Raw genomic sequence first — 24940 nt, 5'->3', positions numbered from 1 at the left:
CGACAAGCCCCTACTTCGCGTCCCCATCATGGGGCTTGTAAAACCGGAACAAGCCGATATCCGCCGTCCTGATGTACTCCCTGGCCCAATCCGGCTTCACCGTGCGGTCGTGGAAATACAGCGCGCCGTGGGTGCGATCCGGCAGTTGCTTGTTCAACGCCTTGCGCGCGATTTCCTTGGCGAGTGCGTAAGGCACTTCTTCCTGGACCGAATCGGGGCGCCCGTCACACCACCATGAGAACTGGCAGCTCCTGGTTTCGGAGCCTTGCTTGACCACACCGCACACCGTATCCGGAAAGCCCCCGTGGCCCAGTCGGTTCATCACGACATTGGCCACCGCTTCCATGTCGGCGGAATCCTTGCCTTTGGCTTCCCAATAAATCGAACGGGCCAGGCAGGTGATCGCATCGTCCAGCGGCGCGGAACCGGCAGGGTCAACGGCCTGAACTTCTGACTGGGTGATGGCTTCGGCCTTGGGCGCGGGCGCGGGACTGCTGTTCTCTGCAGCTTTTTGCTCGAGCACCTCGGCCTTGTTCTCGGCCGCTTGTTGTTTTTGCTGTTGATCTGCGGCGAAGGCGGGACCGGCAAGCAGCATCATGGCAACGCAGGTGGCAATCCAGTGGAGGCGCATGATCGAAATGACTCGGTGGGCAGTATCGCTTCAGTGTAGTAGTGAAATGATAGCAATCACACCACGGCAATCTGAAAAATCCGTTGCCTTCGAGGGGGCAATTTCGCGCATTATGGCGGCAGTCCGTTCAAGGAGGATTTCCATGCGCTTCATTTCACCCGTCAGCTGTCTCGCCACGTTAACACTGGGTCTGTTGTGCGCCATGAACGCGCTGGCGGCCGACGAGAAACAGCTGATCGACTCGATCAATACCTACCGCAGCCAATCGCAGCCGTGCGCGGGTCAGGCTTCACCGGAGTTGCCACCGCTGGCGGGCGATCCACGGCTGGCGCTGTCCGCCACCAGCTTCGGCAATCTGCAGCAGGCATTGGCCACGGCGGGGTATCCGATGGTCAATGTGCAGGCGATCAGCTTGTCCGGTCCCCGTGATGCGCAGGCGGCCATGACGGCGATTCGCGAGAGTTTCTGCCAGGTGGTGCTGGACCCGCAATTCGTCGACATCGGCGTGAGCCGCCAGGACCGTGAATGGCGCATCGTGCTCGCCCGTCCGCTGTTGAGCGGGCGCCTCGGCGATTGGCAGGCGGAAGGTCAGAAGTTGCTGGCCGAACTCAATGTTGCCCGCAGCCGGGCACGCCAGTGCGGTACGCAAGCCTTTGCCGCCACCACGCCATTGGCCTGGAACGCCACGCTGGCCACAGCGGCCGAGACTCACTCGCGCTCGATGGCCAACAACAACTACTTCGATCACAAGGACCGCGATGGCCGCACGCCGGGTGACCGGGCGGAGCTGGCCGGCTACAGCGGCCAACAGATCGGCGAGAACATCGCGGCCGGGCAGGATACCGTGCGCAAGGTGGTCGATGGCTGGGTGTCCAGCCCCGGTCACTGCGCAAACCTGATGAACCCGGGCTTCCAGGAATTGGGCGCGGCCTATGCGGTGGATCCGAAGAGTGATTCGGGGATCTACTGGACGGCGATGTTCGGTACGCCATAAACACCCGGATATCCACACCCCCCTGTGGGAGCGAGCCTGCTCGCGATGGACTCAAGAGCGGCGCGTTCATCCAGACAGCACGCGTTATCGTTGTCGTCTATCGCGAGCAAGCTCGCTCCCACAAAGACTGGCTCCACATGGGGCCGGGCCAGTTTTACAACGAGTGCCCGTCATAGACCCCGTCGATCAACCGGTCATAACCAGTGATTTGACGCTCTGCCACGCTGCACTTAGCCTGCGCACACCACCATCCGTGAACAGCGCAGTCCCCGTCCAGGTGGACGCCTGCGCAGGTAGCCCGCCATGATCGTCAGACCCAAACCCAACCTGATCCACATCCTGAGTGCGCTCAAGGGCTCGATCGCCAAGCGGATAGCCTTGCGCAGCCTGATGGTGACATTGCTGGCCTGCGTCATCGTGCTCGTCGAAACCCTGCACCCCAGCTACTTTGCCAAGGTCAACGCCACGCCGTTCACCTTGCTGGGCTTGTCCCTGTCGATTTTCATGAGCTTTCGCAACAACGCCTGCTACGACCGCTGGTATGAAGCGCGAAAAGCCTGGGGCGAAATGATCGTCGGAATCCGCTCGATGATTCGTGAAACCCAGGCCATCAAGAACGCGAACGAACGGCAGATCATCCTGCGTAACCTGTGCGGTTTCGCCAATGCGCTCAACGCCAGATTGCGTTCGGAAAAGGAACTGGATGCCGCGTGTGACTGGCTTGAACCCATGCCCACGGGCAACGTGCCCGATCTCAGCGGACGCATCCTGATCGAGGTCGGCCAACAGTGTTCGACACTCGCCGAGTCGGGGGCGATCAGTGAGTGGCGCTATACGTTGATGGCCAACCACCTGACCGACCTGACCCGCTCCCAGGCCGTCTGCGAACGAATCAAACACACGCCCCTGCCCTTTGCCTACACCCTGTTGCTGCACAGAACCACCTACCTCTTCTGCATTTTGCTGCCCTTCGCCATGGCCGAGCCGCTGGGTTGGCTGGCGCCGGTGTTCACCGCGATCGTCAGCTACACCTTCTTCGGCCTGGATGCGATCGGCGATGAACTGGAGGACCCCTTCGGCCGTGACGAAAACGACCTGCCCACCGATGCCATGGTGCGCACCATCGAACGGGACGTGCTGGCGGCGCTGGGGGCAACGCAACTTCCCCCGGCCCTGGAGCCGGTGGATTATGTGTTGCGCTGATGTCGATCAGCCCCAGTCATCAATTCTGTCGATCATTCAAATCATGCAGGCGAATTTTTTATTCTTCCCCGCACCGGGCAAGATGGTGCCGATTCGACTATCGCGGAAGAACGCTGCATGAATCTCAATTTTGCCTTTGCCTGCATGATCGTGGTCTCGTTTGCCATTGCACTGGGTCACAGCTGATGGACGCCAGATGAACAGGCTGCGTTAAACCGCTTGCACAATGCTGTGACCGAGCAACCCGAGCAGCGATGCGCCAAGCGGGCCGTTCGTCTCATCGGGTTTGCGCTGTCTTTGATTCGCAACCTTACTGCTAGGGTGGCACGGCGGCATCAGGATTCGGCGCCCCTGTACAGGCGGCCGTGCACAGAATCGTGGGGGTTCGATTTTCTGTGCATCGAGGAAGATCGGCACGGCAGTCGCGTTCTGCGGTCTAGGCTGTGAAAACGGGCGCCGTGTCTGCCGGAGAACGCCATGCGCCCGTACGCCATCCTGACACTGCTTGTTGCACTGTGGGCCTTGTGTCAGCTGTGGCTTGTGGTTCTCCGCAAAATTCGACGCAAGGCGGCCGATCGTCGAGAAACAAAGACGCAGACCGGCAGCCTGACAGTACTGAAGCGCGTCCGACATCTATCGTGGATAGGGGCCATCATCGTTGGCGCCCTGATCGTGCTCATCCAGGCCTGCCGCTCCCTGGCCACAAGCTCGCGCGTCGTATCCCAGGCAGTCCTTGACCCGGCACAGTCAATCTATGGGGTCATCCGCGAAATCGGCCAATACGGCATACTGCTGGGCATCCTCGGTTTACTCGGCGTCGTCCTTTCGTTGTATTTTGCGGCGCGCCAGGCACCCTTGCAGTCCAGCGAACAATCGGGCGAAGACCAAGGCAGGGTGAGAAAACCTCGGCCTTATGTCACCACCGCCCTGCTCATTCTTTCCCTGATTGGCTGGTGCGCCAAACCCCTGGCCGACAACATGCAGCTGATGGTCAACAACCTTCGGATGAATGCGGCCGATCAACACGCACAACGGGACATGGACGCAGCACTGTCCGCCATTCCTCCGTTAGATAAGCCCAACGCCGACCCCGTCGATCCGGATCCTGCCGCCCCCGCCGTCCAGGCCGCCACCCGGCTTTTCGTACGGGCAGCCCTCAGTGATATGACCCGCAGCACGGCCTTTGAGCATTGGGTGCAAGTCACACGTTCAAACCACAACGACGCCGAATTTGTCCGCGCCGCCTTGATCGGTCAGCGTCTCGAAGTGTCCGACTCTGCCGACAGCGCGACGAAAGTCCGGCGAGAGGTCGCAGCGACGCTCGGCGACGCCATCGAAGACAAGGCAGGCATTGTCAAGGCACAACAACAGATCGAACAGGCGATAGCCCCCTCTGTCGCGCGCCTTGAACAGCAAAACCCGCAGCGCTTCGCAACATTGAACGCAGTGCTCGAACAGCGCTACGGCACCCCGCTCGCCCCCCTGGATGCCCAGGGAAAACTGATTGCACAAGTGCTGGACCAGGCCTTCGGGGCAGTCGAGGCCAGACCTTCGACAGAATTGGGCCGACAAGCTCAAGCACTGGTTAAACACCTGGGCAGGGATGCCGTCAGAACCTGGACGCACGCCTGGGCAAAGAACTGGGTGACCGAAGCGCTCATGAACGCTGCCCGGCCCGGTGTGCCCGCCGTGGCGGCGCGCCAGGCCTCCTTTGAAGCCACAAACGAGGATCGCAACCTGGTCAGGGCGCTGAATGCAGCCGAAGGCCAGGGCTGGACCTCAAGCCCCGAAGCCCTGCATGAAGCGAAAATCGCCGAGGCGGTCAGCTCCAAGGTGGCCGAGTTTCACCCGCCCCCGATGAAAGCAGCCTTGCAAGAACGTCTGGGTGGCTACGATCAACTATTCCCTGGGGCCACCGACTTCGAAGTGGCACCCAGTGGCGCGCGCATCCGGGAAGTATTGATCGGCCTGGACACTTACCCTGAAGGGATTGATGCCAACCAGATTCGCTGGACCCTGCAACCGGCAACAAGCGCCACCACCAAAGTCACCCTGGAGATCATGGCGAAGGGTCAATGGCTCAATCTTGGCGTCTACGATGCAGCCATCGTCAACCAGGCACTGCGCTACGCAGCGGACGGTCGAGTGGTGGCTGTGAAGAGTGCGCCCGGCGACGGGACGTTGATCAGCCGTGTGACTTACACTCATCCGGTGCTGACCGATACGCCGCTGGGCTGCCGGCTGGCAGAGGCGGATCGGCTGCTCGACACGTTCACTGCCTCCTATGCTTCCCCCGGGAAGGTGCCCGATGTAGTGGGTCCAGGCCTGCCGGATCAGTACCGGCTGGCTGAAGATCACACTCCGCAGTTTCGCGAGCGACGAGTCTCGGCCGGACCCGACTGGGCCTGGATGAAACGCTCCCCCGATCACCTTGGAAATATCGACATTTGGGTCCACACCACCTTTTCCCTTGAGCGCGGGCAGGCTCCCCGGAAGGTGACCGGCGAAGCGAGCACCCTCGCGATGGATTCCCCTGCGCGGGGGCTCCAGCAATTGCGCCAGCGAGTAACGAACCGTTTGCCAGGTTACTTGAAAGGCCAACTGAACAGCCCTTCGTACGACGACTTCATGGCGCCGCTGGAAGACTTCGTGCTACTGCAGCGCTTCTTTCGTACCGCGTTGGCAGGGGGCCTTGGGCAAGACTTTCCGCTGATTCAGCTGATAACGCTGGAGAGCGCCACACGCAGCTTTGTCCCCTACCAGCCAACAATCCGCTGGGAAGAAGTGCCTGAGGCCAGGCTGATGGAAGTCCTGCAACAGGCCGATCCCGACGCGCAGGAAAGCTACAAGCGTTGGTATCAGGATTATTTTTTTCGATTGGCGACCAGGCAGGCGGTGTGTGATCGCGTGTCGAAATGACGTGATCAGACGCAACTCACCCCGGCCCAGAACGCCTCGGCAAACGGACTGATCGGCGCCAGTGGCCGCGTCAGGTGAATGTCCAGCGGGATATCCCAGCTTTCATCGAGGGCCCGGACCAGACGGCCATCGATCACTTCCTGTTCCGTCAGGCTCCTGGGCAGCCAGGCCACGCCTTTGTTTTCCAGCGCCATGGACATCAGCACCGCGGCGAGGTGGCTGCTGAACAACGGTTTAAGGTGCAGGAAATCTTCCTTGCCTTGCAGGCGATGCGCGACGATCCGGCCGAGCCCGGATTCCTGGGTGTAAGCCAGGTACGGCAGCGACGCCGGGGATGAGCCGAAATCGGCCGAAGCACCGGCCAGCGGAACGAGCACGTCCTCGCCGATTTTCCTGCTGACGAACTGATCCGGCGCCAGCAGCGGCGGAACGTCCGGGTGGCGATGGCACAGCAGGAACTGCACCTGGCCCTGGACCAGCATCTGCTCACAGACCACCATGCTGTCCGAATGCAGGCGCACGGCCTCGATCGGCGTGCCCTTCTCCGCACGCCGGAGCCAGCGCGGGAAGAAGGTGAAAGACAACGAATGGGTCGCCGCGAACTGCAGGGTCTTGGCGGCCATGCCCGCCACTTCCTGCGCTTCGCTGCGCATCCGGTACAGGCGCCTGGTGGCCTCCTGGGCGCTGGGCAACATCTGCTTGCCGGCTTCGGTCAACGTCGCCTTGCGGGGTGCGGATGAACAGTTCGACCCCCATCCAGTTCTCCAGTGACCGCACTCTGCGGCTGAAGGCCGGCTGGGTCACATGGCGGGCTTCAGCGGCGCGAACGAAGCTGCCGTACTCCGCCAACGCGGCAAAATCTTCGAGCCAGACGAGTTCCAAGGGCAATGCCTCCTGAGCATAGGGCGCGGCATTAATAGCATTGGGCGGGGGTCATCGCAAAGCTTAACGTGGGGCCCTCAACAACAAGAGGACCCCGCCATGCGTATCGTCGACATCCGTGAAAAAACCGTTTCCATTGCCTCCCCCATCGCCAACGCCTACATCGATTTTTCGAAGATGACCTGCTCGGTAGTGGCGGTGATTACGGACCAGGTTCGCGACGGCAAACCCGTCATCGGCTACGGCTTCAACTCCAACGGGCGCTACGGCCAGGGCGCGCTGATGCGCGATCGTTTCCTGGCGCGCATCACCGAAGCCGATCCGGATACGCTGATCGACAAAGAGCACAACAACCTCGACCCGTTCGCCATCTGGAAAGCCCTGATGACCAACGAAAAACCAGGCGGCCACGGCGAGCGCTCGGTCGCGGTCGGCACCCTCGACATGGCGGTGTGGGACGCCGTGGCCAAGATCGAAGGCAAGCCGTTGTATCGCCTGCTGGCCGACCGTTACCGCAACGGTGTGGCCGACGACAAGGTCTGGGTCTACGCCGCCGGGGGTTACTACTACCCGGGCAAGGACGACACCAAACTGCAAGACGAAATGCGCAGCTACCTCGACCGTGGTTATGACGTGGTCAAGATGAAAATCGGCGCCGCGCCCCTGGCGGACGATATCCGCCGGATCGAGGCGGTACTCGAGGTCGTGGGTGACGGTCGGCGCCTGGCGGTCGACGCCAATGGCCGGTTCGATCAACAGACCGCGATCGCCTACGCCGAAGCGCTGAAACCGTACAACCTGTTCTGGTACGAAGAGGCCGGCGACCCGCTCGACTACGTCCCTGCAGGCCGAGCTGGCGAACCACTACGAACTGCCGATGGCCACGGGCGAAAACCTGTTCTCCCACCAGGATGCGCGCAACCTGTTGCGCCACGGCGGCATGCGCCCGGATCGCGACTACGTGCAATTCGACTGCGCCCTGTCCTACGGCCTGGTGGAGTACATGCGCACCCTGAAAGTGATGGAAGACCTGGGCTGGTCGTCGCGCCGCGTGGTGCCCCACGGTGGCCACCAGATGTCGCTGAACATCGCCGCCGGCCTGCACCTGGGCGGTAACGAATCCTATCCGGACGTGTTCCAGCCATTCGGCGGTTTCGCTGACGGGATTCGCGTGGAGAACAGCTACGTCGGCTGCCGGACATCCCGGGGGTCGGGTTCGAAGCCAAGTCCGCGCTGTACGCCGTCATGCGCGAACTCGGCGAAGGCTGACCCGCGACGACGACGGCTGCCTTGCGCAGCCGTCGCTTGCTGGCGTCCCCGACGACGCCACGCCACATCGCCCATCACAACAATAAAATGAGGTGCATCCGTGGAAACGTCCAAGTCCCGCTGGTATGGCCAGCTGTATGTGCAAGTGCTGATCGGTATCGTGATCGGCGCCATTTTCGGTTACCTGGTGCCCGACATGGGGGCCAAGTTGCAACCCTTCGCCGACGGCTTTATCAAGCTGATCAAAATGCTCCTGGCGCCCATCATCTTCGGCACGGTGGTGGTCGGGATCGCCAAGATGGGCAGCATCAAGGAGGTCGGGCGGATCGGCGTCAAGGCGCTGATCTACTTCGAGATCCTTTCGACCATCGCCCTGGTCATCGGCCTGATCGTGGTCAACGTGATGAAGCCCGGCGTCGGCATGAACATCAACACCACCACCCTGGACGCCGGCGCGATCGGCAAGTACGCCCAGGTCGCCCAGGAACAGGGCGGCACCGTCGATTTCTTCCTCAACATCATCCCCAGTACGTTCATCGATGCGTTCGCCAAGGGCTCGATGCTGCAGGTGATCCTGCTGTCGGTGTTGATGGGCGTGGCCCTGGTGCAGATGGGTGAGACCAGCAAACCGCTGATCAACATCATCGACCTGTTCCTGCAAGGCCTGTTCAAGATCGTCGCCATGGTGATGCGCCTGGCCCCGATCGGTGCGGGCGCCGGCATGGCGTTCACCATTGGCAAATATGGCATCGGTACCTTGTGGTCGCTGGGGCATCTGCTCATTGCGCTGTATGCCACCACCCTGTTGTTCATCATCGTCGTGCTGGGGTCGGTCGCGCGATGGTCGGGCATGCCCTTGATGCTGTTCCTGCGCTACTTCAAGGACGAGATCCTGATCACCCTCGGGACCTGTTCCACCGAAGCGGTGCTGCCGCGCATGATGGTCAAGCTGGAAAAGCTCGGCTGCAAGAAATCGGTGGTGGGCATGGTGCTGCCGACCGGCTACACCTTCAACGCCGATGGCACCTGCATCTACCTGACCATGGCGGCGATCTTTGTCGCCCAGGCGACCAACACGCCACTGACGCTGATGGATCAGGCCGTATTGCTGGGCGTCATGCTGCTGACGTCGAAAGGTTCGGCCGGGGTGGCCGGCGCCGGGTTTGTCACCCTCGCCGCAACCCTGACCACCATCCATACCATCCCGCTGGTGGGCCTGGTATTGCTGCTGGGCATCGACCGATTCCTCAACGAAGCGCGGGCCGTGACCAACCTGATCGGCAACGGTATCGGCACCATCGCCATCGCCAAGTGGGACGGCTCGTTTGACGTCGCGACCTGCGAGCGTGAAATCGCTGAGATGAAGGCGCAAAAAGCCGCGCGCAAGGCGCTGGCGACACAGTCGTAATCCCGTACTGAGTGGCGGGAGCCGACGCCCGCCTTCCCCCATCCTCGATACGGCCCGACATCGCCCGACGCGCTGTCGGGCATTGCCTGTTTAACGGTAACCAAACGAAGTAATGGTTTAGCGCCTTATAGCTGTTGCAACACCGCGGCCACGATAATTCACCGCCGGTCGTTAAACACCCCTGCCAGGAAACAGGCGAAAACTTCGTGATCTAGTCTGAGTGCAAAGTTCGGCTGGAGATTGCTCGATGCCATTGGCTGAAGAACGCAAACCCGAGCGCCGCAAGGAAACCCGGCTGTTCCTCTTTCTTGTCGTCTGCCTCTTCCCGCTGCTGTCGGTCGCCATCGTTGGCGGCTACGGCTTTCTCGTCTGGTTTTTCCAGATGTTGTATGGACCCCCCGGCCCCCCCAACTAATAGCCTTTCTCAAGGCCTATTGGAGCCAGCACATGGACGAAGCGTTGCATATTGCCAGTCTTGTCGTACTTGCCCGCCCCGAATTGTTCGACGCCGTCAAAGCCAACCTGCGTCTGCTGGAGGGCCTGGAACTGCATCAGGAAAGTGCGGCCGGAAAACTGGTGGTGGTCCTTGAGGCCGTGCACGAAAGCCAGATTCTGCAACGCATCGAACAGATCAACAACTTGCCAGGCGTGCTCAACGCCGCGTTGATCTACCACGAACTCCTCGAACCCGAAGGAGACATCGAATGAGCATGAGCCGCCGAGCATTCGTCAAGGCCCAGGCCGCCGCCATTGCCGCCGCCGCTGCCGGCCTGCCGATCGTGACCTCCGCCAGTAATCTGGTGACCGAAGCGGACATGGTCACCCTGGACTGGAACAAGGCGCCCTGCCGTTTCTGCGGTACTGGCTGCAGCGTGATGGTCGCGACCCGGGACAACCGGGTGGTCGCCACCCATGGCGACGTCAAGGCCGAGGTCAACCGTGGCCTGAACTGCGTGAAGGGCTATTTCCTGTCGAAAATAATGTACGGCGTTGATCGCCTGACCCAACCGCTGTTGCGCATGAGCAATGGCCAGTACGACAAGCAGGGCGAATTCCAGCCGGTCAGTTGGGAGCAGGCCTTCGACATCATGGAGCTCAAGTTCAAGGAAGCCTTGAAGAGCAAAGGGCCCGGATCGGTCGGCATGTTCGGCTCCGGACAATGGACGGTGTGGGAAGGCTATGCCGCCAACAAGCTGATGAAGGGCGGCTTTCGCAGCAATAACATCGACCCCAACGCCCGCCATTGCATGGCCTCGGCAGTGATGGGCTTTATGCGCACCTTCGGCATGGATGAGCCGATGGGCTGCTATGACGACATCGAGGCCACCGATGCCTTCGTGCTCTGGGGCTCGAACATGGCCGAGATGCACCCGGTGCTCTGGAGCCGCGTCACTGATCGGCGCCTGAGCCAGCCTCATGTGAAAGTCGCCGTGCTGTCGACCTTCGAGCATCGCAGCTTCGAACTGGCCGACATTCCCATGGTGTTCAAGCCGCAAACCGACCTGATGATCCTCAACTACATCGCCAACCACATCATTGAAAGCGGTGCGGTGAATCAGGATTTCATCAGCAAGCACACCCGGTTTGCCCAAGGCGCCGATGACATCGGTTACGGCCTGCGCCCTGACGATCCACGGGAAATGAAGGCGAAAAACGCGGCCAAGGCCAACACCTGGACGGATATTTCCTTCGAACAGTACGCAACGTTCGTCAAACCCTACACCCTGGAGCGAACCGCCAGGGAGACCGGTGTCCCGGCTGAACGACTCAAAAGCCTGGCCGAATTGTATGCCGACCCCAAGCGCAAGGTCGTGTCGTTCTGGACCATGGGTTTCAACCAGCACACCCGCGGCGTCTGGGCCAACAACCTGATCTACAACATCCACTTGCTCACGGGCAAGATCAGCGAGCCGGGCAACAGCCCCTTCTCGTTGACCGGTCAGCCGTCGGCCTGCGGTACCGCGCGCGAGGTAGGGACCTTCTCCCACCGCTTGCCCGCCGACCTGGTCGTGACCAACCCCAAGCACCGCGCCATCGCCGAAAAAATCTGGAAGCTGCCCGCCGGCACCATTCAGGAGAAACCCGGTTTTCATGCGGTCGAACAGAGCCGCATGCTCAAGGACGGCGTGCTCAACGTCTACTGGACCCAGGCCAGCAACAACATGCACGCCGGGCCGAACATCATGCAGGAAGTGCTGCCGGGCTGGCGTAACCCGCAAAACTTCGTGATTGTCTCCGACGTCTACCCCACCGTTTCCGCCCAGGCCGCCGACCTGATCCTGCCCAGCGCCATGTGGGTGGAAAAGGAAGGGGCGTTTGGCAACGCCGAACGGCGGACGCAATTCTGGCATCAACTGGTGACCGCCCCGGGGGACGCCAAGTCGGACTTGTGGCAGTTGCTGGAGTTTTCCAAGCGGTTCACCACCGACGACGCCTGGCCTGCCGAGTTGCTGGCCAAGGCGCCTGAGTACAAGGGCAAGACCCTGTTCGAGGTGCTGTTCAAAAATGGCCAGGTCGACCAGTTCCCCGTCGAGCAACTGGAAGCCGGCTACAAGAACGATGAAGCCAAGGCCTTCGGTTTCTACCTGCAAAAAGGTTTGTTCGAAGAGTACGCCCAGTTCGGTCGCGGCCACGGCCATGACCTGGCCACGTTCGACCGCTACCACAACGAACGAGGCCTGCGCTGGCCGGTGGTCGATGGCAAGGAAACCCGCTGGCGTTACCGCGAAGGGCTGGACCCCTACGTGGAGAAAGGCAGCGAGGTGCAGTTCTACGGCCATCCGGACAAAAAGGCGATCATCTTCGCCCTCCCCTACGAGCCGCCGGCCGAAGCCCCGGACGCCGACTACCCGTTCTGGCTGAGCACCGGACGGGTGCTCGAACACTGGCATACCGGCACCATGACCCAACGCGTCGAGGAGCTGTACAAAGCGGTGCCTGACGCGCTGGTGTACATGCACCCCGACGATGCCAAGGCCTTGAAGGCGCGGCGCGGCAGTGAAGTGAAGCTGATCAGCCGGCGCGGTGAAATCCGCGCGCGCATCGAAACCCGCGGGCGCAACAAACCGCCGCAAGGGCTGGTATTCGTGCCGTTTTTCGATGCCAACAAACTGATCAACAAGGTCACGCTAGACGCCACCGACCCGATTTCCAAACAAACCGACTACAAAAAATGCGCGATACGCATCGAGTTGATCAGCGTGGCCTGAGGAGAACCGTCATGCCTTTTCGAATCCTGCCGTTGCTCCTGCTCGCTGCGATCGGCGTGGTGATGGCTGCAGACGTCGACTACCCGCTCGATGCCTCCGGGCCCGACGGGCGTCGCCCTGGTGGCACCCTGACCCAGAGCATGCCCGCCCCGCCCATCGCCAACGAAGAAAACAAGGACCTCAAGCGCGAACGCAACTATCCGGACCAGCCGCCCACCATCCCCCACAGCATTCGCGGTTATCAAATCGACATCAACGGCAACAAGTGCCTGTCGTGTCACAGCCGTGCCAACAGCGCGCGCAGCCAGGCGACGATGATCAGCATCACCCACTACATGGACCGCGACGGCCAGGCGCTGGCGGCGGTGTCACCGCGCCGCTACTTCTGTAACCAGTGCCATGTGCCGCAAACAGAGGTGCTACCCCTGGTAGGCAACAACTTCGAGACCATCGACAAAATATTGCAAGACGACGCCAATGCCGCGCAGAAACCCTGAGGAGGCAAGATGAAAGCACTGTTCGCCCTGCTCAAGGACTACTGGGGCATCCTGCGTCGGCCGAGCCTTTATTACAGCCTGGGCTTTCTGACGCTGGGGGGCTTTATTGCCGGGATCATTTTCTGGGGCGGTTTCAACACGGCGCTCGAGCTGAGCAACACAGAGAAATTCTGCATCTCCTGCCATGAAATGCGTGACAACGTTTTCGTCGAGCTCAAGGAAACGATCCACTACACCAACCGTTCCGGCGTGCGCGCCAGTTGCCCGGACTGCCACGTGCCCCACGAATGGACCCATAAAATCGCGCGCAAGATGCAGGCCTCGAAGGAGGTCTGGGGCAAAATATTCGGCACCATCGATACCCGCGACAAGTTTGTCGCACTGCGCCGCGAGCTGGCCGAACATGAGTGGGCCAGACTCAAGGCCAACGACTCGCGCGAATGCCGCAACTGCCACAACTTCGAGTTCATGGACTTTACCCGCCAGGGCAAACGCGCCGCGGCCATGCACTCGACGTCCCTGGCCAAGGGTGAAGCCACCTGCATCGACTGCCACAAGGGCATCGCGCACAAGTTGCCGGATATGAGCGGGGTCAAGGGTTGGTAGGCTTTTATCCGCCTGCACAATTCCCGCGAACGGCAACGATCCCCTGTAGGAGCTGGCTTGCCAGCGAATGCGGGATACCATTCAACATCTTCATTGACTGACCCACCGCTTTCGCTGCAAGCCAGCTCCTACAGATAATCGGGGTGTTCACAAATGCTGCGTCCGGCAAAGATCGGAAGTGGGAGATTCTTCAGTCGCCGCGCAAAATCAGCGCGTGCACGCCCTCCCATTCGGCGAAGATGTCCTGCCCGCAGTTCAGCCCAAGCCGGTGGTAATCGGCATGCGGTTTCTGCACCTGCAACTCGAGCCCATCCCTGGTTTCCAGGTAGATGTTGACCATCGAACCGATGAACTCTTCGCCGACGATGGTACAGGCCAGCCGGTTGTGTCGCACCGGCTGCGGGGTCAGGTCGATATGCTCGGCGCTGACGCAGACCGTGACGCCCTCCCCGGGGACCACCGATTTACCCTGGGGCAGCCGCGCCTGGAATTGACCGTGCGCCGAATCGAGGCGAACCAACCCTGCATCGTCGAAGCCGGCGACCGTGCCGCACAGGATGTTTTTGCCACCGACGAACTCGGCGACGAAACGGTTATGCGGCTCAAGGAACACCTCCTGCGGCGAGCCGATCTGCTCCACCCGGCCGCGACTCATGATCACCACCCGATCCGCCATGGCAAAGGCTTCGGATTGACTGTGGGTGACGTAGACAAAGGTGATCCCCAGGTCCTTCTGCAATCCGGTCAGCACACCTTGCATGCGCACGCTCAAATGCGCATCGAGCGCGCTCAGGGGTCGTCGAGCAGCAGGATCGGCGGTTCGGTGACCAATGAACGCGCCAGCGCCACCCGCTGACGTTGGCCACCAGACAGCAGGCTGATGTCGCGGCTGGCGAATTCCGCCAGGTCCAGCCGCTCAAGCCAGTGCAGGGCCTTTTTGCGCCGCTCGGCCTTGGCCATGCCTCTCATGCGCAGGCCGAATTCGACATTTTCCACGACGTTGAGAAACGGGAACAGGGCCAGGTTCTGCCAGACCAGCGGCGTCTCCCGCTCCCAGGAGCACAAGTCATTGATGCGCTCACCGTTCAGGCGAATCTCGCCCTCGCTGGGCTTATCGAGCCCCGCGAGCATGCGCAGCGTGGTGGTCTTGCCACAGCCGCTGGACCCCATGATCGCGACGAACTCGCCCTTGTAGATTTCCAGGTTCATGCGTTCGACGGCCATATAGCTGCCGAAATGCTTGACCACGTTATCGAATACCACCAACGGTTGAGTCATGGCTGAATCCTTCGGGTTCGGATGAGTGAGGTGATATCAGGCCGCCGCAGGCTTGCGCCGGCGCATCAGCAACAGCTGCGCGAGGATCACCAGGGTCATGGTTGTAATGAAGACGATCGTGCCGATCGCGTTGATGGTCGGGCTCACCTGCCCTTGCAAGGTGTTGAGGATGCGCACGGGGACCGTCTCGTTAAGCCCCGAGACGAACCATGCGACAGCGAACTCATCGAAGGACACGGCCATGGTCACGAACAGCGCGGCAAAGATGCTCGGCGCGGTGAATGGCAGGATCACGTGGCGCATCGCCTTCCACTGATTGGCCCCCAGGTTCCAGGCCGCGGCCTCGATGTTCGGGTCCATCTGCGCCAGGCGCATCCTGATCACCGCCATGGCGAACGGCGCACACATCACGATGTGGCTGATCATCACCGCGTACACCTCGCCGGACAGCCCGACCCGCGATAGGAAGGCCAGCATGGCCAGGCCCATGATCACCACCGGAATGGTCGGCGGCAGCAGCGCCAGGGCCATGTAGACCGACTTGCCGAAGAACTGGTAGCGGAAGTCCGTGTACGCCGCGGTGAACCCCAGCAGGGTCGAGACCAGCGACACCACCACACCGACTTTCAGGCTGTTGCTGAAGGCCTGCCAGACCGCCGGATCGGCGAAGATCGTCTCGTACCAGTACAGGCTGAAGCCACCCAGGGGCAACGACGGAAAGCGGTCGATGTTGAACGAGAACACGAAGCTGCCGGCAATGGGTGTAAAGATGAAGATGAACACCAGCACGACAAAGCCGCGCAGCAGGAAGTTGATCAGTCGATGCTCGTTCATGGGCGTCTCCGGTAAGCGAAGCGAACCGCAGCAAAGGCGGTGATCAGCAGCGTCAGGATCATCATCGTGGCGATCACTGCCGCCCGTGGCCATTGCTGACCGGACTTGGTCGTGTCCGTGATCAGGGTGCTCAAGGTCGGAGGCTGGCCGCCGCCCAGGTACAGCGGGCTGACGAAGTCGCCGAAGGTCAGGATGAAGCAGAACAGCGCCGCGACCACGATGCCGATCCGCGCCGACGGGATCACCACCAGGATGACCGTGCGCAGTCGCCCGCAGCCAAGGTTGTGCGCGGCCTCGATCAACGAGCGATCGATGTACATCAGGCTGAACAGTTGCAGCAGCACCACCAACGGCAGGCACAGCGTGAAGTAGCCGACATAGGTACCGAACGTCGTGTTCAGCATCGCCAACGGCTCCAGCCCGAGCAGACCGAGCGCGGCATTGAAGATGCCGTTGTCGCTGAGGAACACCTGCCATGAATAGGTGCGCACCAGGTAGCTGGTGAAGAACGGCGTGATCAGCAGCAACACCAGCAACTGTTTCGTCGACTCGCGAAACTTGAAGGCGATCGTATAGGCGCAGGGAAAAGCCACCAGACTCACCAGCACGGTGGCGCCCGCCGCCATGGCCAGGGTGTGGACGTAGGCATCCCAGAAGAAGCCGCGGCTGAGCATGTAGCTCCAGTTCAGCCACTCGAACGTCGGTACCATCCGGAAGTTGCGCACCAGCCAGAAGCTGATCGCCACCAGGAATGCCAGCGGGAATACAAAGAAGATCAATTGCCAGATCAGGATCGGCAGCGAAAAGCTGAGGCCGTACCAGGGCAGGCGCACTGTTCTTTTGTGACCTCGCCGCTGGCTCGGCGCGTTGTCGGTCAGCACCGGCGGTGAAGTCTTTAGCTTGTCTGAAATCATTGCGACCACCTCCACGTGACTCGTCAGGCACCTTTGTATTGCGACCAGAAGTCGTTCCACTCATCCAGGCTCTGCCGGACCGGGAGTTCGCGGTACTTGATGCGACCGTCGCGGATATCGTCCATGACGTTGCGCTGGCCGAGCAGCATGCCCTGGCGCCTGGCTTCGGCGGGATCGGTCTGATTCAGCAGTTCCCAGCCTTTCTGGCTCGGGATCAGCGCCGGGTAGGCCGCCATCTTCGCCGACTTGACCTGGCCTTGCGGTGAGGTGATGTATTGGATGAACTTCTTCGCCAGCTCCGGGCTATGGGCCTTCCTGGCGATGCAGTAGGACTCGGTCCATTGCAGCCCGCCCTCCTCCGGCAGCACGGTTTTCACCGGTGCGCCGGCGCGCTGCAAGACCCCGGTGATCCAGTCGCCGATACCGCACATGGCATGCACCTGACCGTTCTTCAGTGAAGAAAAGGTGCCGCCGTAATCGAAGAAACCACCGATCTGCGGGCGCAGGCTCATCATCTTCTGCTGGACGAGTTCCCAGTGCGCGTTATCGATGTCATAAGGGCGGGCATTGCCATTGAGCAAACTGATCTGCCCCAGGTTCGGCAGGTGCCAGTCGAAGTGCCCGACCTTGCCCTTGAGGCTTTCGTCCCAGAACACATCGTAGCTGCGCACCTTGGCTTCGGGCACCAGCTGGGTGTTGTAGGCGATGCCGAGAAAACCGAAGCGAATCAGCACGGAATAGAGTTTGTCCCCCTGCCAGTGACCGGGAAAGTGTTGGAATTCCGGATAGAAGTCGTCGAAGGGGTAATCGGCCGGGTCGAGTTGCTCGATGTATTCGGCGGCATTGAGTTGCTGGACATATTCGGCGTCGGACAGGATCAGATCGAAGGTGCCGGGCGGCGATTGCGAGATCAGCCCCAGCATGTTGTCGCCACCGGTGTAGTACTTGGCCCTGACCTTGACCCCGTGTTGACGTTCGAAATCGGCGACGATGTCCGGCTCGGCGTGTCCGGCCCAGGCCAGGATCACCAGCTCTTTTTCCGCGGCGGCGAAACTTCTCAACGGCAGCAAACCGGACAGCGCCGCCGTGCCGGCGAGGATGCTGGTAGTCTTGAGGAAAGTACGGCGCGAAAGGTCGATGCGATTGTTCATTATTGTCTCTCCCGGATGATGGAAAGTGGCCTCTGTCCTTCTCGTCCTTGTGGTCTTGCCGCTTGCTGGTCGATCTGCCCGCCCCACGCATCATTGGCTGGCAGCAGCATTGCAGCAGATCGCCATCACCGGTTTTTGTACGCGTCCGACCTGAAGTTTGTCAGATCCGACCCATTGCCTCCGCGTCCCCGACCCTCCCTGTCAGAAAAGCCAAATCAGCGGGTGATTTGCCAATTACGGGTCGGATTTGGACAAATCGCTGGCCTTCCAATCTGATCGAATCGTTCCATGCGCCACGTTCGATATCGGCCGTCCAGAAGGTCGGCCAGAGGAACGGCGGACGCCTCCAGGTCAATCACCCAAGAGAGTGTGCAGATGAACAACAGCGTCGTTATCGGTGAGCTCACCTGGCCAGAGTATGCAGAGAAGGTCGCTACCGGCTGCCCGATCTTTTTGCCAGTGGGCGCCCTGGAACAGCATGGTCATCACATGTGCATGGAGGTCGATGTGCTGCTGCCCACCGCGATCTGCAAGGCGGTCGCGCAGAACGTCAGCGGCCTGGTGTTGCCGGCCCTGGCCTACGGCTACAAATCCCAGCAGAAGTCCGGTGGCGGCAACCACTTCCCCGGCACCACCAGCCTCGATGGCGCGACACTGACCCACACCGTGCAGGACATCATCCGCGAACTGGCACGCCATGGCGCACGCAAACTGGTGATGATGAACGGTCACTATGAAAACTCGATGTTCATCGTCGAGGGCATTGACCTGGCACTTCGCGAACTTCGTTATGGCGGCATCGATGACTTCAAAGTGGTGGTGTTGTCTTATTGGGACTTCGTCAACGATCCTGCTGTCATCAAACAGCTGTATCCCGAGGGCTTCCTCGGCTGGGATATCGAACACGGCGGTGTCTTTGAAACATCGCTGATGCTGGCACTTCACCCGGACAAGGTCGATCTGAGTCGCGCCGTTGACCATCCTCCCGCCCGTTTCCCCCCTTATGACGTGTTTCCCATCATCCCGGAGCGCACCCCGGCGTGCGGCACGCTGTCTTCCCCCAAAGGCTCGAGTCGCGAAAAAGGCGAGTTGATCCTGGACGTCTGTGTATCCGGCATCAGTGCTGCCGTCAGGGAGGCCTTTGATTTAACCACTTGAAGAGACAACGGCGGGCGCCAACAAGTACCCGCCGTTAACGCTGCACCCTCCAGAACATAATAAAAAGGGTACCTCTCATGTCCAGCACCTCCACTTTGGCCCCAGGGCTCAAGCAGCGTCACGTCACCATGCTCTCCATAGCCGGCGCCATCGGTGCCGGCCTGTTCATCGGTTCGGGCCATGCCATCGCCTCGGCTGGCCCGGCGGCGATCCTCGCTTACATCATGTCCGGCACCCTGGTCGTGCTGGTGATGCGCATGCTCGGAGAAATGGCCGTCGCCTCGCCGGACACCGGATCGTTTTCAACTTATGCCGAGCGCGCCATGGGACGCAGCGCCGGCTTTACCATCGGTTGGCTGTACTGGTGGTTCTGGGTGCTGGTCATTCCCATCGAAGCCATTGCCGCCGCGGCCATTCTCAACGCCTGGTTCCCGTCGATCCAGACTTGGGAATTCGCGATAGCGGTCACCGGCCTGCTGACCCTGACAAACCTGTTCAGCGTCGCGCGCTACGGCGAGTTCGAGTTCTGGTTCGCCATGCTCAAGGTCATTGCGGTATTGGGCTTTATCGCGCTTGGCGCGCTGGCCCTGGCGGGCGGGTTGCCGGACACGACCGTCAGCGGTGTGGTGCAATTAAGCCATGAATTCGGTGGTTTCATGCCCAATGGCATGACCGCCGTGGTTGGTGCGATGCTGACCACTGTGTTCAGCTTCATGGGCACGGAAATCGTCACGATTGCCGCCGCAGAATCGCAGAACCCGTCGAAACAGATTACCCGCGCGACCAACTCCGTGGTCTGGCGCATGGGGATTTTCTACATTGTCTCGGTGTTCCTCATCGTCTCCATCGTGCCCTGGAATGACCCGATGCTGGTGCAGGTCGGCTCTTATCAGCGGGCGCTGGAGTTGATGAACATTCCCTACGCGAAAATGATTGTCGATATCGTCGTGTTGATCGCCGTCGCCAGTTGCCTGAACTCGGCCATCTATACCGCCTCGCGCATGGTCTTCTCCTTGAGCAAACGCGGGGATGGGCCACGAGTCCTGCAAAAAACCTCATCGTCAGGGGTGCCTTATTTTGCGGTGCTGGCCAGCACAGCAGTGGGCTTCCTGACCACGGCGCTGAACTATTTTGCACCCAACGAAGTGTTCTCCTTCCTGCTGGCCACCTCGGGCGCCGTTGCCCTGCTGGTCTATCTGGCCATTGCCGTTTCGCAATTGATACTGCGCAAGAAGATGAACGCTTCAGGACAGCCAATCGCCTTCAAGATGTGGTTTTACCCTTGGCTCAGTTACCTGGTGATCGCCAGCATCTTGAGCATTCTGGTGGTGATGTTGATTTTGCCGCAGCACCGCATGGAAGTGATTGCCACCGGGGCCCTGACGCTTTCCATTATCTGCATGGGTGCAATCTTCAACGCCAAAAAGAGCACGTTGCAGAAAGCCGAACTGGCTTGAACGAACACACATTCGACGGCGCGCTTGAACCCCGCTCCGACGACTGACCTTTCACCTCTTTGCGGCCCGCTTACCACCACGGAGCGGGCCGTTTTTTTTTTGCCCTTCCCCTCCCCCTCCTTTCCCGCCTCTCCTGATCACCTATAACGGGTCTCGAATGCCTATTCATAAGGCTCTGGGTGTAATATCCAGTAACCCGAATGCAGGGCTAATCACCATAAAATCGAGATGATGTTGCCACCTGTCGGCAGCTTGCCGCAGAGCGCGTCACTATTACAGTTGAGGAGCGGTAACGATGGCGAAACTCCAGGTGGCGAAACCCGCTGCAGGACGTTCGGCAAAAGAACAACGGCCGGTGAAAACCGTGGGTTTCCTGGTCATCCCCAACTTCACCACCATCGGCTTCGCCTCCGCCGTGGAGACCCTGCGCATGGCCAACATGGCAGCGCGCGAACCGATGTTCCGCACGGTCATCATCGCCGCCAGCCTGGACCCGGTCACGGCCAGTAACGGCATGCGGATCCTGCCCGACTACACCATTACCGATGCCCCCAGGCTCGACATCCTGTTCGTGGTCGGATCCAACCCGATCGTCTCCAATCACAGCAGTCGCCCCTTGCTCAATTGGCTGCGCAAGCTGGCGCACGATCAGGTGCCGCTCGGCGGGATTTGCACGGGCAGTCACTTGCTGGCACGGGCCGATCTGCTCAAGGGCTATCGCTGCACGATTCACTGGGAAGACATCGAAGCGCTGAAGGAGCGTTTCCCGGGGATCATTATTTCCAACCAGCTGTTCGAACTCGATCGCGATCGCTACACCTGCTCCGGCGGCGTGGCCTCGATGGACATGACCCTGCAGTTGATTGCCCGCGAACCGGGCGGCCGGGACATCGCCGCCCATGCGGCCGAGTTGCTGCTGTGTGATCGGGTACGTGGGGCGAAGGAGCAACAGCGGGTGCCGTTGCGGCAGAAACTGGGTACCTCGCAGCCCAAGCTCAGCCAGATGGTGGCGATCATGGAGGCCAATCTCGAAGAGCCGGTGGGCCTTGAAGAACTGGCGCGGTTGAACGAGGTGTCGGTACGGCAACTGGAGCGCCTGTTCCACAAGCACCTGCAACGCACGCCGAGCCAGTACTACCTGGAACTGCGCCTGTCGCGGGCGCGGCAATTGCTGTTGCGCAGCGAGTCGCAAGTGCGCGATATCGCCCTGGCGTGCGGCTTTGTGTCGCCGGCGCACTTCTCCAAATGCTACAGCCGGTTTTTCGGCGTATCGCCTATTGGGGAGCGCAAGCAGGTGGCTGCGGTGCATTGATTGGGAGCGAGCTTGCTCGCGATGGCATCCGGGAGATCGCCATAGCAGGCAAGCTGTGTTTACAGGGGTAGATTGACTCAGTCCTGCAAAGCCTTATGCGCCGTTTCCCGACTCGCCAGCATCGCAACCAGCGCCACTGCCGCTGCTGCCAGCAGATACCAGGCAGGCGCCATTTTGTTGCCGGTCAGTTGGATCAGCCAGGTCGCGATAAACGGCGCGGTACCGCCGAACACCGCATTGGCGATATTGAAGCTGAAGGCAAAACCGCTGAAGCGCACCCGGGTCGGGAAGATCTCGGCGAGGAAGCACGGCAAGGTGCCGTCGTTCATCGCAAGGATCGCGCCAAAGGCGATCTGGATCATCAGAATCACCATCAGCGGCTGGTTCTCCAGCATGCCGAACAGCGGGAATGTCAGGGCCAGGAACAGCACCGAAGCGGTCAGCAGCATGGTCTTGCGGCCAAAACGGTCCGACAGCTTGCCCATCAGGAAAATCAACCCGATATAGGTCGCCAGCGACACCGTCGACGCCAGGAACGAATCGCTCTCGCTCATGCCCATTTCGGTGGACAGGTAGGTGGGCATGTAGCTGAGCAGCAGGTAGAAGGCCACCGCGTTCAGGCAGGTCACGCCGATCCCGATCATCACGCTGCGCCGGTGTACGGTCAGCAATTCGCGAACCGGCGCATGGGTCGCGCACTCCTTGGCTTCCAGGCGTTTTTCCATCTCCAGGAACTTGGGCGTGTCCTGCAGACTCATGCGGATATACCGCCCCACCAGGCCGAACGGCGCCGCCAACAGAAACGGCAGGCGCCAGCCCCAGCTGTGCAGATCCTCGACACTCATCCAGGCATGCAGACCGGCGACGAACACCGCGCCGAACAACAAGCCGGCCGCGGTACTCGCCGGAACGATGCTGGTGTACAAACCGCGCTTGCCCTCGGGGGCGTACTCGGCGAGAAAGGCCGACGCCCCGGCGTACTCGCCGGAAGCGGAAAATCCCTGGAACAGGCGGATCAACAACAACAGGGCGGGCGCCCACAGGCCGATATGGTTGTAGGTGGGCAGAATGCCGATGCAGAAGGTCGACACCGACATGATCAGGATCGACCAGGACAACGCACTGCGCCGCCCGTACTTGTCACCAAAGTGCCCCCAGACCAGCCCGCCCAGCGGGCGCACGATAAACGACAGCGCGAACACCGCGAAGGTCGCCAGCAGCGCCGACGCCTTGTCGGTCTGCGGAAAAAACGTCATGGCGATGACGGTTGCCAGGTAGCCGTAGGCCGCATAGTCGAACCACTCGACGAAGTTGCCCATGAAGCTGGCACTGGCCGCCCGGCGCAAGGCCTTGCGCTCGGCCGTCAGTTCACGTTGCTGTTCCAGGGGGGACGTCAGGCTTGCGCTTTGGGTGCTCATTGCGCACCTCCGGTGGTAGAGGTGCAGTGATCGGGATGGAAAGTCGGGACGTGGATCATGGCAAAACCCCTCTATTGTTTTACTTGGCAGGGTTATGGGTCTGTAGATGCTGCGCGTTCTGGGGCGCGCATGCATCAGTTGCAACAAAAAACGCCGCACAGGCTCACTGTGCGGCGCGCGGTCTTACTTCTTGATGATGTTGTGTTCCGGGCCATACGGGAAATGGGTGATGTTTTCCCCGCCCTGCTCGTTGACGATCAGGATGTCGTGCTCACGATAACCACCGGCGCCCGGCAGGCCTTCGGGCAGCATGATCATCGGCTCGATGGACACCACCATCCCCGGCTCCAGCACCGTGTCGATGTCTTCGCGCAGTTCCAGCCCGGCTTCGCGGCCATAGTAATGGCTCAGCGTGCCGAACGAGTGACCGTAGCCGAAGGTGCGGTATTGCAGCAGATCGTGCTCCAGGAAAATCTCGTTCAGTTGCAGCGCGATATCGCAGCAGCGCATGCCCGGCTTGATCAGTTTCAGACCGGCCTCGTGCACCTTGACGTTGACCTCCCACAAGCGCAGATGCTCGTCGGAACAGTGATCCAGGAACAGGGTGCGTTCCAGCGCGGTGTAGTACCCGGCGATCATCGGGAAGCAATTGAGGCTGAGGATGTCGCCCTTGTTGACCTTGCGCGAAGTCACCGGGTTATGCGCGCCGTCGGTGTTGATGCCGGACTGGAACCAGGTCCAGGTGTCCATCAGTTCGGAGTCGGGGAAGGTGCGGGCAATTTCGCGCACCATCGCCTGGGTCGCATGCAGTGCCACTTCATATTCCGGCACCTGGTCACGCAAGGCTTCGACGATCGCGGCACCACCGATGTCCGCTACGCGGGCGCCGTGGCGAATGATCGCGTGCTCTTCGGCGGACTTGGATCATGCGCATGCGCATGCAGGGCGCCGCGACGTCCACCAGTTCGGCCTGGGGGTAACGGCTGGCGAGCTTGTCGCGATTGAGCAGGTTCAGGTGATCGAACTCGATGCCGATCCGCCCGGCCTTGGGCAAGGCTTGCTGGATCGCGACGAAATAGTTGTCCCGCTGCCAGTCGGTGTAAACGATGTTCTCAGTGCCGACGGTCCGGCGCCAAGGCTGGCCGCCATCGATGTTGGCGCTGATGGTGACGGCGCTGTCCTGGGTCACCACCAGTGCGTACTGACGGCCAAAGGAGCAATACAGGAAATCGCTGTAGTAGTTGATGTTGTGATACGAGGTGAAGACCGCTGCATCGATATTGTTCTGCGCCAGGTAAGCCCGCAATTTCGCCTGGCGATTGGCATATTCCTGGGCCGAAAAGGTCGGAGTCACTTTTTCGCCGTTCTTGATCTGGATGGTTTTCGGCATTTGCATGTCATTTATCCTTGTCAGTGATTGCAACAGAAGGCGCCACTCTGGCGGGCCGCTGAAGATCATTCGAACAGATGCAAAGCGAGGTTTTTTGTGCGAATCCGACCTGTAGTTGGTCAGATCCGCTCTTTGCACGCGCGCCAAAAACTCATCCGGTAAAAACAACAATGCCCCCGTCGGACGGAGGCATTGGTTCAGAGATTCACGCTCCCACATTGATTGGGGTTAAGCCAAGGTCTTGTGATCGACACAGCACGCTGTGGAAGCGGGCTTGCCCGCGAAGGCGGACTTATAGTCAACAATGATGCCGGCTCGGATGGCCTCTTCGCTGGCAAGCCAGCTCCTACAGGGGATCTGTGTCGAGCACAAAACCGGTGTCCACTGAAAATCTACATGTAGGAGCTGGA

Annotated in this window: 19 protein-coding genes and 3 pseudogenes; 13 read left to right on the top strand and 9 right to left on the bottom strand. The window is 60.7% G+C overall.

The genetic code is table 11. The features are described 5' to 3' along the window. Nucleotides 1-10: 10 nt before the first annotated feature. Complete coding sequence (locus tag BZ163_RS07400; protein WP_128870389.1) at nucleotides 11-631, bottom strand: cell wall hydrolase; 621 nt, start codon at nucleotides 629-631, stop codon at nucleotides 11-13. Between the two features lie 142 nt (nucleotides 632-773). Between BZ163_RS07400 and BZ163_RS07395 the strand changes: the two genes are divergently transcribed. From BZ163_RS07395 to BZ163_RS07385, 3 genes are all read left to right on the top strand, one after another. Then, the gene (locus BZ163_RS07395) at nucleotides 774-1625 is read left to right on the top strand and encodes a CAP domain-containing protein (RefSeq protein ID WP_128870388.1); all 852 of its coding nucleotides are present in this window, start codon (nucleotides 774-776) and stop codon (nucleotides 1623-1625) included. Nucleotides 1626-1928: 303 nt separating this feature from the next. Next, nucleotides 1929-2828, top strand: coding sequence for a bestrophin family protein (locus tag BZ163_RS07390; protein WP_128870387.1), 900 nt, complete (start codon nucleotides 1929-1931; stop codon nucleotides 2826-2828). Nucleotides 2829-3305: 477 nt separating this feature from the next. Then, entirely contained in the window at nucleotides 3306-5747 is a 2442-nt protein-coding gene (locus tag BZ163_RS07385) for a hypothetical protein (RefSeq protein WP_128870386.1), read from the top strand. Nucleotides 5748-5752: 5 nt separating this feature from the next. Here BZ163_RS07385 and BZ163_RS07380 read toward each other — a convergent pair. Further along, nucleotides 5753-6629: pseudogene (locus tag BZ163_RS07380) on the bottom strand (LysR family transcriptional regulator). Between the two features lie 99 nt (nucleotides 6630-6728). On the opposite strand from BZ163_RS07380, the pseudogene BZ163_RS07375 reads away from it, so the two are divergent. The 7 genes and pseudogenes from BZ163_RS07375 (at nucleotide 6729) to BZ163_RS07345 (ending at nucleotide 13618) form a co-directional block, all read left to right on the top strand. Next, nucleotides 6729-7898: pseudogene (locus BZ163_RS07375) on the top strand (mandelate racemase/muconate lactonizing enzyme family protein). A 100-nt stretch (nucleotides 7899-7998) separates the two neighbouring features. Further along, nucleotides 7999-9306 (top strand): C4-dicarboxylate transporter DctA, encoded by a 1308-nt coding sequence (gene dctA, locus BZ163_RS07370; RefSeq protein ID WP_128870385.1) that lies wholly within the window; start codon nucleotides 7999-8001, stop codon nucleotides 9304-9306. A gap of 247 nt (nucleotides 9307-9553) precedes the next feature. After that, the gene (gene napE / locus BZ163_RS07365; RefSeq protein WP_064677494.1) at nucleotides 9554-9721 is read left to right on the top strand and encodes a periplasmic nitrate reductase, NapE protein; all 168 of its coding nucleotides are present in this window, start codon (nucleotides 9554-9556) and stop codon (nucleotides 9719-9721) included. A 32-nt stretch (nucleotides 9722-9753) separates the two neighbouring features. After that, nucleotides 9754-10014 carry a chaperone NapD gene (locus tag BZ163_RS07360; protein WP_128870384.1) on the top strand — a complete coding sequence of 87 codons (261 nt, stop codon included), beginning with the start codon at nucleotides 9754-9756 and terminating at the stop codon, nucleotides 10012-10014. Next, complete coding sequence (napA, locus tag BZ163_RS07355) at nucleotides 10011-12515, top strand: nitrate reductase catalytic subunit NapA (RefSeq protein ID WP_128870383.1); 2505 nt, start codon at nucleotides 10011-10013, stop codon at nucleotides 12513-12515. The genes BZ163_RS07360 and napA overlap by 4 nt, the downstream gene beginning before the upstream one ends. Nucleotides 12516-12526: 11 nt before the next feature. Continuing rightward, on the top strand, nucleotides 12527-13012 hold the full coding sequence (locus BZ163_RS07350) for a nitrate reductase cytochrome c-type subunit (protein ID WP_128870382.1): 486 nt from the start codon (nucleotides 12527-12529) through the stop codon (nucleotides 13010-13012). 9 nt (nucleotides 13013-13021) lie between these two features. Next, complete coding sequence (locus tag BZ163_RS07345) at nucleotides 13022-13618, top strand: cytochrome c3 family protein (protein WP_128870381.1); 597 nt, start codon at nucleotides 13022-13024, stop codon at nucleotides 13616-13618. A gap of 190 nt (nucleotides 13619-13808) precedes the next feature. Here the strand turns inward: BZ163_RS07345 and BZ163_RS35470 are convergent, their stop codons facing one another. Genes BZ163_RS35470 through BZ163_RS07325 form a run of 5 tightly spaced genes read right to left on the bottom strand, consistent with a single transcriptional unit; the run spans nucleotide 13809 to nucleotide 17795 of the window. Further along, complete coding sequence (locus BZ163_RS35470) at nucleotides 13809-14378, bottom strand: TOBE domain-containing protein (protein ID WP_256578964.1); 570 nt, start codon at nucleotides 14376-14378, stop codon at nucleotides 13809-13811. A 29-nt stretch (nucleotides 14379-14407) separates the two neighbouring features. Then, a complete protein-coding gene (locus BZ163_RS35465; RefSeq protein WP_256578963.1) occupies nucleotides 14408-14896 on the bottom strand; it encodes an ABC transporter ATP-binding protein in 489 nt (162 codons plus the stop codon). Nucleotides 14897-14932: 36 nt separating this feature from the next. After that, a complete protein-coding gene (locus tag BZ163_RS07335) occupies nucleotides 14933-15730 on the bottom strand; it encodes an ABC transporter permease (RefSeq protein WP_128870380.1) in 798 nt (265 codons plus the stop codon). Continuing rightward, nucleotides 15727-16644 carry an ABC transporter permease gene (locus BZ163_RS07330; protein ID WP_128870379.1) on the bottom strand — a complete coding sequence of 306 codons (918 nt, stop codon included), beginning with the start codon at nucleotides 16642-16644 and terminating at the stop codon, nucleotides 15727-15729. The genes BZ163_RS07335 and BZ163_RS07330 overlap by 4 nt, the downstream gene beginning before the upstream one ends. A gap of 23 nt (nucleotides 16645-16667) precedes the next feature. Further along, the gene (locus tag BZ163_RS07325) at nucleotides 16668-17795 is read right to left on the bottom strand and encodes an extracellular solute-binding protein (protein WP_128870378.1); all 1128 of its coding nucleotides are present in this window, start codon (nucleotides 17793-17795) and stop codon (nucleotides 16668-16670) included. Between the two features lie 375 nt (nucleotides 17796-18170). Between BZ163_RS07325 and BZ163_RS07320 the strand changes: the two genes are divergently transcribed. The 3 genes from BZ163_RS07320 to BZ163_RS07310 all read left to right on the top strand — a co-directional run bounded on the left by BZ163_RS07320 (nucleotide 18171) and on the right by BZ163_RS07310 (nucleotide 21722). Beyond that, complete coding sequence (locus tag BZ163_RS07320; RefSeq protein ID WP_128870377.1) at nucleotides 18171-18953, top strand: creatininase; 783 nt, start codon at nucleotides 18171-18173, stop codon at nucleotides 18951-18953. A 77-nt stretch (nucleotides 18954-19030) separates the two neighbouring features. Next, the gene (gene gabP, locus BZ163_RS07315; protein WP_128870376.1) at nucleotides 19031-20410 is read left to right on the top strand and encodes a GABA permease; all 1380 of its coding nucleotides are present in this window, start codon (nucleotides 19031-19033) and stop codon (nucleotides 20408-20410) included. A gap of 295 nt (nucleotides 20411-20705) precedes the next feature. Further along, nucleotides 20706-21722, top strand: a complete 1017-nt coding sequence (locus BZ163_RS07310; RefSeq protein ID WP_128870375.1) for a GlxA family transcriptional regulator — start codon at nucleotides 20706-20708, stop codon at nucleotides 21720-21722. A gap of 77 nt (nucleotides 21723-21799) precedes the next feature. On the opposite strand, the gene BZ163_RS07305 is transcribed toward BZ163_RS07310, so the two are convergent. Beyond that, a complete protein-coding gene (locus BZ163_RS07305; protein WP_128870374.1) occupies nucleotides 21800-23140 on the bottom strand; it encodes an MFS transporter in 1341 nt (446 codons plus the stop codon). Between the two features lie 183 nt (nucleotides 23141-23323). After that, nucleotides 23324-24536: pseudogene (locus BZ163_RS07300) on the bottom strand (M24 family metallopeptidase). Nucleotides 24537-24940 lie beyond the last annotated feature (404 nt).

Source organism: Pseudomonas sp. VI4.1 (genome assembly GCF_002029345.1).
Lineage (GTDB): Bacteria > Pseudomonadota > Gammaproteobacteria > Pseudomonadales > Pseudomonadaceae > Aquipseudomonas.
This window is presented reverse-complemented; position numbering and strand designations above follow the sequence as displayed.